The organism is Aneurinibacillus sp. UBA3580 (assembly GCF_002375825.1).
GTDB lineage: Bacteria > Bacillota > Bacilli > Aneurinibacillales > Aneurinibacillaceae > Aneurinibacillus > Aneurinibacillus danicus.
In genome coordinates this window covers 24,949-39,958 of record NZ_DFMZ01000063.1, presented here as the reverse complement: position 1 = coordinate 39,958, position 15,010 = coordinate 24,949, and the positions used below count along the sequence as shown (strand labels likewise).

Annotated in this window: 14 protein-coding genes; 13 read left to right on the top strand and 1 reads right to left on the bottom strand. The window is 51.1% G+C overall.

Features of this window, described 5'->3' with window-relative positions; translation table 11 throughout:
- The first annotated feature begins 118 nt into the window (after nt 1–118).
- The 13 genes from B2899_RS10185 to B2899_RS10125 all read left to right on the top strand — a co-directional run bounded on the left by B2899_RS10185 (nt 119) and on the right by B2899_RS10125 (nt 14,492).
- Nucleotides 119–1,324, top strand: a complete 1,206-nt coding sequence (locus B2899_RS10185) for a hydroxyacid-oxoacid transhydrogenase (RefSeq protein ID WP_146811354.1) — start codon at nt 119–121, stop codon at nt 1,322–1,324.
- 28 nt (nt 1,325–1,352) lie between these two features.
- Nucleotides 1,353–2,354 (top strand): 4-hydroxythreonine-4-phosphate dehydrogenase PdxA, encoded by a 1,002-nt coding sequence (gene pdxA, locus B2899_RS10180; RefSeq protein WP_286885539.1) that lies wholly within the window; start codon nt 1,353–1,355, stop codon nt 2,352–2,354.
- 96 nt (nt 2,355–2,450) lie between these two features.
- On the top strand, nt 2,451–3,419 hold the full coding sequence (locus tag B2899_RS10175) for a 2-hydroxyacid dehydrogenase (RefSeq protein WP_146811356.1): 969 nt from the start codon (nt 2,451–2,453) through the stop codon (nt 3,417–3,419).
- A gap of 122 nt (nt 3,420–3,541) precedes the next feature.
- Complete coding sequence (larE, locus tag B2899_RS10170; RefSeq protein WP_146811359.1) at nt 3,542–4,366, top strand: ATP-dependent sacrificial sulfur transferase LarE; 825 nt, start codon at nt 3,542–3,544, stop codon at nt 4,364–4,366.
- Nucleotides 4,363–5,169 carry a nickel pincer cofactor biosynthesis protein LarB gene (larB, locus tag B2899_RS10165; protein ID WP_146811360.1) on the top strand — a complete coding sequence of 269 codons (807 nt, stop codon included), beginning with the start codon at nt 4,363–4,365 and terminating at the stop codon, nt 5,167–5,169. Before larE ends, larB begins: the two co-directional genes overlap by 4 nt.
- Nucleotides 5,166–6,461, top strand: a complete 1,296-nt coding sequence (gene larC, locus B2899_RS10160; RefSeq protein WP_286885535.1) for a nickel pincer cofactor biosynthesis protein LarC — start codon at nt 5,166–5,168, stop codon at nt 6,459–6,461. Before larB ends, larC begins: the two co-directional genes overlap by 4 nt.
- Before the next feature lie 216 nt (nt 6,462–6,677).
- Nucleotides 6,678–7,424: a DeoR/GlpR family DNA-binding transcription regulator gene (locus tag B2899_RS10155; protein ID WP_286885533.1), complete on the top strand. Its 747-nt coding sequence runs from the start codon at nt 6,678–6,680 to the stop codon at nt 7,422–7,424.
- Nucleotides 7,425–7,428: 4 nt separating this feature from the next.
- Nucleotides 7,429–8,340, top strand: coding sequence for a 1-phosphofructokinase (gene pfkB / locus B2899_RS10150; RefSeq protein WP_146811363.1), 912 nt, complete (start codon nt 7,429–7,431; stop codon nt 8,338–8,340).
- Between the two features lie 12 nt (nt 8,341–8,352).
- A complete protein-coding gene (locus B2899_RS10145) occupies nt 8,353–10,269 on the top strand; it encodes a PTS fructose transporter subunit IIABC (protein ID WP_286885530.1) in 1,917 nt (638 codons plus the stop codon).
- Between the two features lie 19 nt (nt 10,270–10,288).
- On the top strand, nt 10,289–10,555 hold the full coding sequence (locus B2899_RS10140; RefSeq protein WP_146811365.1) for a phosphocarrier protein HPr: 267 nt from the start codon (nt 10,289–10,291) through the stop codon (nt 10,553–10,555).
- Nucleotides 10,555–12,288 carry a phosphoenolpyruvate--protein phosphotransferase gene (gene ptsP / locus B2899_RS10135; RefSeq protein ID WP_286885528.1) on the top strand — a complete coding sequence of 578 codons (1,734 nt, stop codon included), beginning with the start codon at nt 10,555–10,557 and terminating at the stop codon, nt 12,286–12,288. Before B2899_RS10140 ends, ptsP begins: the two co-directional genes overlap by 1 nt.
- A 153-nt stretch (nt 12,289–12,441) precedes the next feature.
- A complete protein-coding gene (locus B2899_RS10130; RefSeq protein ID WP_146811367.1) occupies nt 12,442–13,365 on the top strand; it encodes a S66 peptidase family protein in 924 nt (307 codons plus the stop codon).
- 134 nt (nt 13,366–13,499) lie between these two features.
- The gene (locus B2899_RS10125; protein WP_146811368.1) at nt 13,500–14,492 is read left to right on the top strand and encodes a ketoacyl-ACP synthase III; all 993 of its coding nucleotides are present in this window, start codon (nt 13,500–13,502) and stop codon (nt 14,490–14,492) included.
- Nucleotides 14,493–14,671: 179 nt separating this feature from the next.
- Here B2899_RS10125 and B2899_RS10120 read toward each other — a convergent pair.
- Nucleotides 14,672–15,010: L-serine ammonia-lyase, iron-sulfur-dependent, subunit alpha (locus tag B2899_RS10120; protein WP_286885526.1), on the bottom strand; the 339-nt coding region annotated here is incomplete at its 5' end.

The window sequence follows — 15,010 nt, the reverse complement described above, 5'->3', positions numbered from 1 at the left end:
AAGAATGAGGAGAGGATTTTGATGTAGAAAAAGGCGACCGCTTTTTTCTTCCTTAGATCTTTTTTCCTTCCTCTTCTCCTTCTTTCCTCAAGATTTTCACAGAAAAGGGGCTAAAATCGTGAGAAATACATGGGAGTTTTATTCAACAGAACGGATCGTTTTCGGAAACGGCGCCATCAACCAGCTTGATGCCATTTTACAGCGTATCGGGGCCAAGAATGTCCTGCTCATTACCGATCCCGGCATCGTGAAAGCGGGCATCGCCGACCGTGTCGTATCTCTATTAAAAGACGCAAACTATCAAGTGATCGTCTATGACAACGTGGTACCGGAACCGCCGGTGTCAAGCGCGATCGAATGCTATGAATTTGCCAGGTCGCAAATGGAAACCGACGCCATCATCGGGCTTGGCGGCGGCAGCAGCATCGATATGGCCAAAATTGCCGCGCTGCTCGTCAAATACGGCGGCCATCCGCTTGATTACTACGGCGGCGAGAATCAAATTCCGGGTCCGATCGCACCGCTTATTGCCATCCCGACAACGGCGGGTACCGGCTCGGAGGTAACGTCCGTCGCTGTCTTAACCGATACGGAAAACAATATCAAAGCTGGTATTTCTGACAACTACCTGCGTCCTGCGGTCGCGCTGCTCGATCCGGAGCTGACGGTTGGCCTGCCGCCGTATGTAACGGCCTGCTCGGGTATCGATGCTCTGTCGCATGCCGTTGAGGCGTATACCGCAAAAGATTTTAAATACATTCAGGCAGAAGGGCCGATTTTATTCCAGGGATCGCTGCCGATTAGCGATGCGCTGGCCCTGCATGCCATCAAACTTATTGCTCAAAACCTGACGCTTGCCGTACAGCAGGGAAGCAATCTCGAAGCGCGGGGCAATATGCTCATCGGCAGTCTGCTTGCCGGCATGGCATTCTCCAATGCCGGAACTGCACTCGCGCATGCGCTCGCCTATCCGATTGGCGGTCTTGTAAAATCCCCGCACGGAGAGACGACCGGGCTTTTGCTGCCGTACGTCATGCAGTATAACGCAGCGACAGAAACCGAAAAGCTCGGTGCGGTTGCCGAAGCGTTTGGTGTTCAGACAGAAGGCCTGAGCGCGAAAGAAAAAGCATGGGCGGCGGCGGATGCCGTATTTGAATTACTTGAAGACATTGGATTGCCCACACGCCTTTCGCAGATTGGGATTAAAGAAGAAGATCTACCGGGCATTGCCGAGAAATCATTAGAAATTGCCCGCCTTGTCCGGAACAACCCGCGCGTTCCGACACAAAAAGGACTGGAAGAATTACTGCGTAGGGCGTTATAAACCGTAAAGCGTAAAGGGGATGAAAAAAATGGAAGAAAAAAACCCGATTATCGGCATTACGATGGGGGACGGCGCGGGCGTCGGTCCGGAAATCATCATGAAAGCACTGAAGCATGAAGAAATATATAACATATGCCGACCCTTCGTCATCGGGGACGCAAAACTTCTGGAGCGCGCCGCAGGCATTGTCGGAAACACTGCACAAGTACGCCGGATTGCATCGCTGGATGAGGCTGCTTTTGCGTACGGAACGGTTGAGTGTATCGACCTTGATTTACTGCCGGCGGATTTGCCGTTCGGACAGATTTCAGCGGAAGCTGGAAACGCGGCGTTCCGCTACCTGGAAAAAGCCATTCAACTCGCCAATGAAGGAAAAATCGACGCCATCTGTACGGCGCCGTTAAACAAAGAGGCACTGCACAAAGCCGGGCATATCTATCCGGGTCATACAGAAATTCTTGCAGAGCTTACCGGTACGTCCGACTACTCGATGATGCTGTCTGCCCCGAAGCTAAAAGTTATCCATGTCACGACGCATATTGGACTTCTGGACGCCGTGAAAAAAATTAATCCGTCTCGCGTATACACGGTCATTAAACTGGCGCACGATACACTGCACAAAGCCGGATACGAACAACCGCGCATCGCGGTCTGCGGCATCAATCCGCACGCCGGCGAGAACGGATTGTTCGGTTACGGGGAAGAAGAAGAAAAGATCGTGCCCGCTGTACAAAAAGCCCGGGAAGAAGGCATTCTCGTATCCGGCCCTCTCCCGGCCGATACGCTTTTCTTCCGTACGACGCGCGGTGACTTTGATATCGTGGTCGCCATGTACCACGATCAGGGGCATGGACCGGTCAAGGTGTTGGGACTGGAAGCGGGCGTAAATATTACGGTCGGATTGCCAATTATCCGTACAAGCGTCGATCACGGAACCGCCTTTGATATTGCTGGCAAAGGCATCGCTGACGATTTAAGCTTAAGGGAAGCCATTCGTCAGGCGGTTGAACTGGCGCCGCAACGAGTATAGGAGGATAATAAGAGAATAGGAGCGACAAAGGAACAGCACGAAAAAGAGTCAGGCTGTTCCTTTGTCGTACACATTACCATAAAACGGGGTGAGCATGTGAATAAGCCTAAAATTGTCGTAACAAGAAAAATTCCCGGGCCTGCGCTGGAATTACTGAAAGAGCACGGTGAAACGTATGTGTGGGATTCGGAAGAGGAAGCGATTCCGTATGACATACTTGCGCATGAAATGAAAGACGCGGCTGCGCTTTTCACAAATGTAAGCGACCGCATTGACCGGGCTATTATTGAGGGAGCCCCCAATTTGAAAGTCATCAGCACCATGGCTGTCGGATTTGACAATATCGATATACAGGCAGCAGGCGAGCGCGGAATTCCTGTAGGACATACGCCGGGCATTCTAACGGAGGCTACGGCCGATTTAACGTTTGCGCTTCTGATGGCCACCGCCCGACGCATCGTGGAAGGTTCGGAATACGTGCGCAGCGGACAATGGCAAAGCTGGGGGCCGATGCTTCTAACCGGACAGGATATATACGGGGCAACCCTTGGCATTATCGGAATGGGGCGTATTGGAGAAGGCGTGGCCCGCCGGGCGCTTGGCTTCGAAATGAAGGTGCTGTATCACAATCGGAATCGAAAGCCGGAAGCCGAAGAGAAATGGGGCGTCGAGTACCGTGGGCTGGATGATTTGCTTCGTGAATCCGACTTTGTCGTTTTGCTGGCTCCGGGCTCCGCGCAGAATAAACATATGCTGGGTGAGCGGGAATTCAAACTCATGAAATCAAACGCCGTCTTCATCAATACGTCCCGCGGCACAAACGTCGATGAGGAGGCGCTCTATCGCGCATTGAAGAACAAGGAGATCTGGGCCGCCGGGCTTGATGTTTTTGCAAGAGAGCCGGTTGATCCTGCTCATCCCCTGTTGTCCCTGCCGAACGTCACGGTACTGCCTCATATCGGAAGCGCCAGCATTGCCACCCGGGAAAACATGGCGATGACAGCCGCACAAAACATTATCGCGGGTCTTAAGGGAAAGCCGCTGCACTTTGAAGTGAAGCAATAGATATTCATATGCAGACAGATAGAGAAATTAATGGCATAATAAAACAGAGTATTACAATGTAATAAATGTAATATGCGCTGATTGTTATGATTGATTTATATAGATAAGGAGACGTGGCTGTAATGACCAAAACACTGGAAGAGAAAAACCGGCATCTTACAGAAATTCTTCAGAGCATGGGACGTGTGCTCGTCGCTTTCTCTGGCGGTGTGGACAGCACGTTCTTGCTTGCGCGGGCCAAAGAAGCGTTAGGAGAGAATGTGCTTGCCGTTACTGCGGCATCCGAAACCTTCCCGACCCGCGAATTCAATCTGGCCGTAAGCCTCGCCGAACGCATCGGAGTACGGCATATTCAGACAAGGGTTAGCGAGCTTACGAATGCCGATTTTGTGAAAAACGAACCGGATCGCTGCTTCCACTGCAAAAGCGGACTGTATAGCCATGTACAGGAATTGATCGATCGCTATGGTGAGACGTATACCATTGTAGACGGTTCCAACATGGATGATTTGGGAGAGTACCGTCCGGGCATGAAAGCGGCCCGGGAGCGCGGTGTGCGAAGTCCGCTGCAGGAAGCGGAATTGTACAAAGAAGAAATCCGGATGCTGTCAAAAGAAATGGGATTACCTACATGGAATAAACCGTCTTTTGCCTGCCTGTCTTCCCGTATTCCGTACGGAACGAAGATTACACAGGAAAAGATTGACCAGCTTGATTTGGCGGAAACGTTCCTGTTAAATCTCGGCCTCTATCAGGTTCGTGTGCGCCACCACGATAAGATTGCAAGAATTGAAGTCACGCCGGAAGATATGCCAAAAGTGCTTGAGCACCATGAGAAAATCGATCGTGCCCTGAAATCCTACGGCTTCTCTTACGTTACCCTGGATTTGCAAGGATACCGTTCCGGCAGCATGAATGAAGTACTGAAAGAGGCGCTGCGCAAATGAACGACAAGCTGACGGAATGGCTGACCCAGGTTCAGCAGGGAACATTATCTGTCGAAGAAGCGAAAGAAAGGCTGAAAACGTATGAAGCGCTGGGATATGCCACATTGGATACACACCGTGAGAAGCGGACCGGATTTCCGGAAGTGATTTTTGGGGAAGGAAAAGCCCCGGAGCACCTGCTTGGCATTTTTGAGCAGCTTATGCGTAAACATCCAAAAGTGTTGGCGACAAGAGTAGATCAAAAGAAAGCAGAGTTTTTGCTGCGCCATCTTAAAGAACGCTATCCGGGAGAAGTCTTTCACTATCATTCCCTGGCCCGCACGTTTCATTGGATCAGCCAGCAATATGAAGAATCTTTGAAAGAGGGCTATATTGTCGTCGTATCTGCCGGAACATCCGATTTTCCGGTAGCGGAAGAGGCTGCTATTACCGCGCGGCTTATGGGCAACCGCGTAGAAACGATTCATGATGTAGGCGTTGCGGGGATTCATCGGCTTCTCGATAAAACTCACATCATCCAGGAGGCGAATGTGGTCGTTGTGGTGGCCGGAATGGAAGGAGCGCTTGCAAGCGTAGTGGGCGGTCTCGTCTCCAAACCCGTCGTTGCGGTTCCTACAAGCGTAGGATACGGAGCCAGCATGAATGGAATTGCGGCCCTTCTTTCCATGCTGAACTCCTGCGCAAGCGGCGTGGCCGTCGTCAATATTGATAACGGATTTGGCGCCGGTTATTATGCGGCGACCATCAATCATACTATTCATACAGCAGCGCAAAGGCCGGTCTTGGAGGAGGAGAGCAATTGAGAGTATTGTACCTGGACTGTTTTTCCGGTATCAGCGGGGACATGACAGTAGGGGCCCTGGTAGATGCCGGTGCTTCGGCAGAGCGGATTGAGCAAGAATTGAAAAAACTGCCGGTCTCCGGATATGAGATTGAATGGAGAACGGTTGTAAGGAAAGGAATTTCCGCAACTAAATTCGATGTGCACCTGGTAGCGGAAAGCCATTCCCACGATCATACGCATCATCAAGATGACCACGATCATCTCCATGAGCACACACACGCCCACCATCACGAACACGGCGGTGGGCACCATCATGGAGACGGGCATCATGAGCATCGGCATTACCGTGAAATTATCCGGATGATCGATGCATCGGATTTACCGGAAGGCGTAAAAGTACGGAGTAAACAGATTTTCGCGCCGATCGCAGAATCCGAAGCTGCCATTCACGGAATTCCTGTCGAAGACGTTCATTTTCATGAAGTAGGCGCAGTCGATTCCATCGTTGATATCGTAGCGGTAGCCATCGCGCTCGAAGAGCTAGGAGTAGAGGCCGTTTATGCATCTGCGGTTCCGCTCGGGTCCGGGCATATTCACTGTGCCCATGGCATATACCCGGTTCCGGCACCGGCCACGCTCGACATGCTGCGCGGCGTACCGCTTATGCAAAGCACGCTGCCATATGAGTTAACCACACCAACCGGAGCGGGCATTATTGCGGGGCAGGTTCAGTCATTTGGCCCGCTGCCGTCCATGACCGTTACCGCCATCGGTTACGGAGCCGGTACGAAGGACATTCCGGACCGGCCCAATGTGCTGCGAGTGATTATCGGTGAACTTTCGGATTCTTCGCGTAGACGCGGTGAGATCGAAACGATATCTGTCCTGGAATGCCAGATGGATGACATGAATGGAGAACACTTTGGTTATGTGCTTCCGAAGCTTTTGGATGCCGGGGCGCTGGATGTGTTTTATACGCCGGTATATATGAAAAAGAGCCGGCCTGGCGTTTTAGTGACGGTACTTGCCGCTCCGCAAAATGCCGCAGCCTGTGAAGAGATTCTGTTGCTTGAGACAACGACGCTCGGAGTGCGGAAAAGTCTCTGGGAGCGGCGTATGCTGCAGCGGCAGATTGTTGATATGGAAACGCCGTTTGGAACCGTAAAGGTGAAACAGGCAATCAAAGCAGGCAAAGTCATACGACAAGTTCCGGAATATGAAGACGTACGCCGTATCGCAGAAACCACGGGAGTCCCCTTCTATGATGTATATAACGCTGCGATAGCGTCAACGAAGCTTTCGGAAAAGTGAAGATCGAAAAGAACGCAGCTTTCTCTTGATAGTAGGTTGCGTTCTTATTTTTTTAAGGATAGCTGATGCATGAATGGTGTATCAGTCTTTTTTGTGAATTTTTTTGAATGAATTTGAATCAATTTGAATGAATTTGAATTTTTTTGATTGATAAATCTGTTTATTTTGGTTATACTCAAGGCAATCATAAAAGAAATGAGAGGAGGGAATAGAAGATTGTTAACTCCAGAGCGTTACCAGATGATTCTCGCGCTGCTAAAACAAAAACAGGTCGTGAAAATGCAGGAACTGGTAGATGCCACGGGCACCTCGGAGTCAACGATCCGCCGGGATTTAATTCAGCTTGAAAAAGAAGGTTGCCTGAGACGAATTCATGGAGGAGCGTCTCTGCTGGAAGGAAAACGAAGGGAGCCAAGCATTTTCGAGAAGGCGGAACGCAATATTTCTGAGAAGCGGCGTATCGCGAAAGCGGCGGCGGCACTGGTCGAAGACGGAGATTCCATCTATTTGGATGCCGGAACCACGACACTGCAGATGATTGAATATCTCGTTCAAAAAGACATTACCGTAGTAACGAATGGACTGCATTTAATCGACACGTTGCTCGAGCGCGGGATTGATACCTACCTGCTGGGAGGAAAGATAAAAAATAAGACCAGAGCGTTCATCGGAAGGGGAGCGCTTGAGAGCCTGCAGACATACCGCTTTGATAAGTGCTTCCTGGGTGTGAACGGCATTCATACAGAATACGGCTACACAACGCCTGACCCGGAAGAAGCCCTGATTAAAATGACAGCGATTTCATTGTCGCATCAGGTATTCGTCGTGGCCGATCAGACGAAGTTCGGTAACATTTCATTTTCTAAGATTGCAGACGTGGAGCAGGCGAGCATCATTACCAACGGACCGGAGACGGAACATATGCGCGAGATTGCAACCCAAACTTTAATAAAGGTAGTGTGAGGACGTGATTTATACTGTTACGCTAAACCCTTCAATTGACTACTTTGTAGAGCTTGAACGGTTTACCGTCGGAAAAACCAACCGGATTTCCCGCGAAGCCAAGCAACCAGGCGGAAAAGGCATCAACGTATCGCGTGTGCTGCAGAGATTAGGCGCGGACAATCAGGCGTTTGGATTTATTGGCGGTTTTACCGGAGCGTATATTCAAGACACGCTGAGGAAAGAAAATATTTCAACGGACTTCATCCCGGTGGCAGGCGATACCCGTATCAATATTAAGCTACGGGTAGATAAGGAAACGGAAATCAACGGCCTCGGACCAAAGGTTGATGAGGAGGAAATCCGGCTTCTTTTCACCAAGCTGGATGGTTTGGCTGCAGGCGATGTACTTGTATTATCAGGAAGCGTTCCGGGATCATTGCCTGCGGATTTCTATGCCCGTATTGCTGAGCGTCTCAAAGAACGCGGGGTACGGATTATCGTAGATGCGACCCGGGACTTTCTGTTGCCTGTATTGCCGTACCAACCGTTTCTCATTAAGCCAAACCAGGACGAGTTGGGTGAGATGTTCGGCAAGACCATACAATCGGCCGAAGAAGCCGTACCGTATGGAAAAAAGCTGGTGGACATGGGGGCCGAGAACGTGATCGTATCCATGGGAGGAGCGGGCGCGCTTTTTTTCAACCGCAAGCATGTCCTGTACGCCAGTGCGCCAAAAGGAGAGCTTAAGAATTCGGTCGGCGCCGGCGATTCGGTCGTGGCAGGATTTTTGGCTGCATATTTGCGAGAGGCGGATGCAAAAGGAGCGTTCCGCTATGCGGTAGCAGCGGGCAGCGCAACCGCTTTTTCTGACGGTTTCTGCACCGGACCGATGATTGATAAACTGCTTGAACAGGTTCATATTACGCAACTATGAGGGGGGAGAAAGATGAGAATTACGGAACTTCTAAGAAAAGATACCGTTATATTGGATTTGACCGCTTCTTCAAAGAAGCAGGTCATTGACGAATTATGCGCAAAGCTGGACGAGGCCGGAAGATTGAATGATCTTGCTGAATTTAAAGCGGCTATTTTACGGCGTGAAGAACAGAGCACGACCGGTATTGGGGAAGGCATTGCGATTCCGCACGCCAAAACGTCGGCGGTTAAAACGCCTGCTATTGCTTTCGGCCGTGCAGTAGAGGGGATTGATTATGAGGCGCTGGATGGACAGCCCAGCAAGCTTTTCTTCATGATTGCCGCCAGTGAAGGGGCGAACAACGAGCATCTTGAAACCCTTGCCCGCCTGTCTTCGCTGTTAATGGATACAGCCGTTCGGGAGAAATTGCTTGAAGCACCGACCGAAGAAGACGTGCTGCGCGTTATCGATGAGAAAGAAAGGGAGCTTGCCGGTGAGGAACCGGATGTTTCCGAAAAAAAACAGGAAGTGGACAGAGAACCGCAGGAAGCAACCGAAGCGTCTCCGCTGGGAAAGGTCCTGGCTGTGACGGCTTGTCCTACCGGCATTGCCCATACGTATATGGCCGCCGACGCATTGAAAGCGAAAGCGGAGGAGATGGGGATTCCGTTCAAGGTAGAAACGAACGGCTCCGGCGGCGTCAAAAACAGGTTAACCAAGCAGGACATTGAAAACGCTACAGCCATTATCGTAGCGGCGGATAGACAGGTGGAGATGGAACGTTTTGCCGGAAAACATGTGATTCAAGTTCCGGTAGCGGAAGGAATCCGCCGACCGAAGGAGTTGCTGGAGCAGGCGGTCAAGCAGGATGCGCCGGTGTACCGGGGCGGCGGGTCCGCAGAAAATCGGCCAGGTGTGCCGCGGCAGGAGCGAACGGGATTTTATAAGCACTTGATGAGCGGGGTTTCAAATATGCTGCCGTTCGTCGTGGGCGGCGGGATTTTGATTGCGATTTCTTTCCTGTTCGGAATTCATGCAGCGGACCCCAATGATCCCTCGTATAATCCGATAGCGGGTGTGCTCGCAGAAATCGGTGGGAAAAACGCCTTTGCTTTGATGATTCCCGTGCTGGCGGCATTTATCGCAATGAGCATCGCCGACCGGCCCGGTTTTGCTCCCGGTATGGTAGGCGGACTTATGGCGGCTACGGGAGGGGCGGGTTTTCTCGGCGGACTCATTGCCGGGTTTCTGGCCGGCTATCTTGTGGTCGGACTGAAAAAAGCGTTTGCCAGGTTACCGCACGCACTTGACGGCATCAAATCGGTGCTCTTGTATCCGCTGTTTGGTATTTTGCTGACCGGACTTGTGATGATATATATCGTCATCGATCCGGTAAAAGCTGTGAATGAAGGCTTAACAGCATGGCTGTCCGGAATGGGAACGGCCAACCTGGTTGTACTTGGTCTGATTCTGGGCGGTATGATGGCGATTGATATGGGCGGTCCGATTAATAAAGCGGCCTTTACGTTCGGCATTGCCATGATTGATGCCGGCAATTATGCGCCGCACGCGGCCATCATGGCCGGCGGCATGACCCCGCCGCTCGGACTGGCGCTTGCAACGACCTTCTTTAAGAACCGTTTTACAAGAGCGGAACGTGATGCGGGAAAAACATGCTATATCATGGGGCTTTCGTTTATTACGGAGGGAGCCATTCCGTTCGCGGCAGCGGATCCGGTGCGGGTCATTCCTTCCCTTATCGCCGGATCGGCGGTTGCCGGGGCGCTTGCCATGATATTCGGCATCGGTCTGCCCGCGCCGCATGGCGGCATTTTCGTCATTCCGGTTGTAACGGGCAGCGCACTGCTCTATCTGCTTGCCATTATCGCCGGGGCTGTCGTAACGGCTCTGCTGGTAGGATTGTTGAAAAAACCTGTGAAAGAATAAAAGAAAGGAAGATGTAATCATGACAGAAAAAACATTTCAAATCGTAAGCGAATCCGGACTCCATGCCCGTCCTGCGACGGCACTCGTTCAGGCGGCCACCCGCTTCTCTTCTGAAATCACGCTGGAATACAACGGCAAAAAGGTAAACCTCAAATCCATTATGGGCGTTATGTCGCTGGCGGTTGGCAAAGGAGCCACAATCAAAATTACGGCGGAGGGCCAGGACGAAAGCGAAGCCATTGCAAAAATCGAAGAGGTTATGAAAAGCCAGGGGCTGGGCGCGTAATGACACGGATTGTGGAAGGAATTGCCGCTTCCGCAGGCATTGCCATCGCCAAAGCCTTTATTCTTAAAGCTCCTGACTTTGCCATCGAGAAGCGAAGCGTAGAGAATGGAGAGCAGGAAGCGGATCGTCTTATAGCTGCCCTTGAGAAGACAAAGCGGGAGCTCGAAGCGATTAAAAAGCAAGCACAGGCGGAATTGGGGGAAGATAAAGCAAACATTTTTGCTGCCCATCTTCTCGTGCTGGAAGACCCCGAATTTATCGGGCCGATTCAGGACAAAATCCGCAATGAGCATGTGAACGCCGAGTACGCGGTTCGGGAAACTGCCGATATGTTTATCGCCTTATTTGAACAGATGGACAATGAATATATGAAAGAGCGGGCGGCCGATATCCGCGATGTGACGCGGCGCATTCTGGCCCGCCTGCTGGGAGTTACGCTTGTGGATGTGCGTACGATTGCCGAAGAAGTCATTATCGTAGCGGAGGATCTAACCCCGTCTGACACGGCTCAATTGGATCGTCGCTATGTTAAGGGCTTCACGACGGACATTGGGGGCCGGACCTCGCATTCGGCGATTATGGCCCGTTCTCTGGAAATTCCGGCCGTCGTAGGAACCAAACACGCGACCGAAATGATTGAGCAGGATAGCTGGATTATCGTAGACGGTATGGAAGGAAAAGTCCTTATCCATCCGACCGAGCAGGAAATTCAGGAGTATAAAGAAAGACAGGCGGGATATGAAGCGCAGCGTGCCGAGTGGGCAAAACTTGCGCACGAAGCTACGGTTACGAAAGACGGAGCGCATATCGAAGTGGCCGCCAATATCGGCACACCGGATGATATTGCAAGCGTACTGAGCAACGGAGCCGAAGGCGTCGGATTATATCGGACAGAATTTTTATATATGGGACGTGATCAACTGCCTACGGAAGAGGAGCAGGTTGACGCATACAAGACAGTGCTCGAGCGAATGGAAGGCAAGCCGGTGGTCATTCGCACCCTGGATATCGGGGGCGATAAGGAGCTGTCCTATTTATCGCTGCCAAAAGAGCTGAATCCGTTTCTTGGCCTGCGTGCCATCCGTCTCTGTCTTGATATGGAAGAGGTATTCCGCACCCAGCTCCGCGCGCTGCTTAAAGCGAGCCCATTCGGAAACTTGAAAATTATGTTTCCTATGATTGCTACATTGGACGAGTTCAGACAAGCGAAACGCTTGCTTCTCAGCGAAAAAGAAAAGCTGGAAGCGGAAGGCGTGACGGTGTCTTCCGATCTTGAGGTCGGCATTATGGTGGAAATTCCGGCTGCGGCGCTGTTGGCTGATGTGCTGGCCAAGGAGGTCGACTTCTTCAGCATCGGCACAAACGATTTAATTCAATATACGATGGCGGCCGACCGCATGAATGAAAAAGTCGCGCACTTGTATCAACCGTATCATCCGGCCATTCTTCGCCTTGTAAATATGGTGGTACAGGCCGCGCACAAAGAAGGAAAATGGGTCGGTATGTGCGGCGAGATGGCCGGCGAGCCGGCGGCCATTCCGCTGCTGCTCGGACTCGGGCTTGATGAGCTCAGCATGAGCGCTTCCTCGATTCTTCCAGCGAGGAGCCGGCTGAAGCAGCTCTCAAAAACAGAGGCGCGTGCTCATGCGGAAAAAGCAATGAAAATGGAATCAGCGGAGGAAGTATTCCGATATGTAAGCGAGACGTTTCGCACACTGGAGACGATGAAATAAGAAACGGAATAAGAGAATGATTTCAATGGGGAAAAAGGCGAACTCCTTTTTCTTCCTCCAAAGCTGTTTTGACAGAAAACATACCTGGTCGCCCTTTTCTCTTTTCTTCATATATATAATGTAATACAACCGGAGAACAGGAGAGGGTTTGGTATGGCCATTAAACCGCCGATGTTGAGGCCAGGAGATACGATTGGCATTGTTACCCTGGGCAGCCCGCTGGCCAGGGAAATCATTGATGCCAGAATTGCGGTGCTGCGCAGCATGGGATTTAATGTGATTCTGGGCCAGTATGTATATGCCGCCAATGGATTTCTTGCGGGAACGGATCAGCAAAGGGCCGCTGATCTCATGAGCATGTTTACGAATCCGGCCGTTAAGATGATACTGCCGACGAGAGGTGGGGTGGGTGTGGCGGGCATTCTTCCCTACCTCGATTATGGGGTTATCGCCAGAAATCCCAAGATTGTAACGGGATACAGCGATATTACGATCCTGTTGAATATGTTATACTTTCAATCAGACCTTATCACATTTCAGAGTCTGCTGCTCATTGATTTCAGGCCGGAAACGCCGCCGTATAACTTTAACCAATTCTTCACCGCCACTTCCACGCTGACTGCACCCCGGGTGATTCAAAACCCGCCGGGCATTCCGCTGGTAAGCAGAATTGCGGGCAATGTCACGGGACCCATTATAGGAGGAAATCTAACTTCACTGGCGGATACACTGGGGACACCCTATGAAATTGATACCCGCGGGAAGATTCTGGTCTTAGAGGAGACACACGAGCCGATTAATACTGTATACCGGTACATAAATCATTTAAAGCTGGCGGGAAAATTTAACGATTGTCTCGGTATCATAATGGGCGAGTGCACCGGATGTGAGCCGGCATACGGGAAAACCTACGAGGATCTGATTAACGACATAATTGTGCCGCTCGGCAAACCTTTGATGACCAACCTGACGACGGCGCATGGCCTGTTTAAAGCCGCCATCCCGATCGGTGCCACGGTAAATTTAAATACAGTGAATAATACCCTGACTGTATTGGAAGCCTCGGTGAGTGTGTAAGTACTTTGATGTTCGTATTCTCTTCTTAAGAACCATAGAATTTCAAATATTTATACCGCTCATCAGTATAAAATTAGTACCAGGTAATAATGATTGGTGATATAATCAAGTAATCATAGACAAGGAGGTGTGTTATGTTAAAAGCAAAAATTACAGCGATCGGTACGTATGTGCCCGAGCGGATCTTCACGAATTCAGAATTTGCAGCAATGCTTGAAACGGATGATGAATGGATCCGCAGCCGAACCGGCATTCGCGAAAGACGATTCGCGCGTCCCGATGAATTTACAAGCGACTTATGCGTATCCGCTGTCGAGAATTTACTTAAAAGATACGACGTGTCAATACAGGACGTTGATTTCATTCTCGTCGCGACGTCAACGCCCGATTATGCTTTTCCGAATACGGCCAGCCAGGTACAGGCCCGCCTGGGAATCGAAGGAGCCGGCGCGCTTGACGTAAATGCCGCATGTGCCGGATTTGTATATGGATTGCAAGTCGCCTGTGGAATGGTTGCCTCTGGAATGCACAGGAAGGTACTTCTCATCGGGGCTGAAACGATGTCCAAATCTATTGATTACACCGATCGGACCACATGCATCCTGTTCGGAGACGGAGCGGGGGCCATGCTTATAGAATACAGTGAAGAACCTGGGTTTCTGGCATCTTATATGACATCCAAAGGAGAAGGTGGCGTTCACTTATACCGGACGGGCGGCTTATCTAAACAGATGAACGGTCAGGAGCTTAAAGACACACAATGTATTGTGCAAAACGGGCGCGAGGTGTATAAATGGGCGGTGAGTACCGTTCCGCCGGGAATGAAAATATTGGCGGATCAAGGAGGGCTTACCCTTGCCGATATCGACTGGTTCATTCCCCATAGCGCCAACCTGAGAATGATTGAATCCATATGTGAAAAAAGCGGGTTTCCGTTAGAGAAAACCTTATGGAGCGTGGAGTATTTCGGGAACACATCAACGGCTTCGATTCCGCTGGCGCTGGGGGAAGCCGTAGAGAAAGGAAGAATAAAAGCAGGGGATAAGATTCTGCTCTATGGATTTGGAGGAGGCCTGGTGCAAGCCGGTATGATCGTTACATGGAATGTACAGGAGGAACCTAAATAGGTTCGTGAAAAATAATGACATCTGCTGCTGACCTCCTGCCATTTTGACGGCAGAACATAAGCCTGGCTTTCTTGCCAGGCTTATGTTCTGGTCTGACCGAAAGGCGCAAAGCGGCCGCTTGTCTTCTGTAAGGAAAAAGGACGGGCAAAAATGCCCGCGCGTTTTTCTTGCTCATGTGTTTATTCCCCAAAAATCCGCCGCTCCAGCTCGCGTCCTGTCGGTGTCGCAGCCAATCCGCCCAGGGCGGTTTCTTTCAGGGTATTCGGCATGGCGCAGCCGATGCGGTACATAGCGTCAATGACTTCATCCGTCGGAATTGCGCTTTTTATCCCTGCAAGGGCCATATCGGCGGCGACCATGGCATTGGCGGCTCCCATTGCGTTTCTTTTCACGCAGGGAACCTCCACCAGTCCGGCTACAGGATCACAGACGAGTCCCAGCATATTTTTCAGTGCAATGGCTACAGCTTGGGAAGATTGCTCCGCCGACCCACCGGCCATCTCTACAATGGCGGCCGC

Excerpts from the sequence above, each read along its gene's own strand:
- B2899_RS10145 (WP_286885530.1), top strand. The coding sequence starts at position 8,353 with ATGAGAATTACGGAACTTCTAAGAAAAGATACCGTTATATTGGATTTG.
- B2899_RS10140 (WP_146811365.1), top strand. The coding sequence starts at position 10,289 with ATGACAGAAAAAACATTTCAAATCGTAAGCGAATCCGGACTCCATGCC.
- pdxA (WP_286885539.1), top strand. The coding sequence starts at position 1,353 with ATGGAAGAAAAAAACCCGATTATCGGCATTACGATGGGGGACGGCGCG.
- larE (WP_146811359.1), top strand. The coding sequence starts at position 3,542 with ATGACCAAAACACTGGAAGAGAAAAACCGGCATCTTACAGAAATTCTT.
- B2899_RS10125 (WP_146811368.1), top strand. The coding sequence starts at position 13,500 with ATGTTAAAAGCAAAAATTACAGCGATCGGTACGTATGTGCCCGAGCGG.
- B2899_RS10130 (WP_146811367.1), top strand. The coding sequence starts at position 12,442 with ATGGCCATTAAACCGCCGATGTTGAGGCCAGGAGATACGATTGGCATT.
- ptsP (WP_286885528.1), top strand. The coding sequence starts at position 10,555 with ATGACACGGATTGTGGAAGGAATTGCCGCTTCCGCAGGCATTGCCATC.
- larB (WP_146811360.1), top strand. The coding sequence starts at position 4,363 with ATGAACGACAAGCTGACGGAATGGCTGACCCAGGTTCAGCAGGGAACA.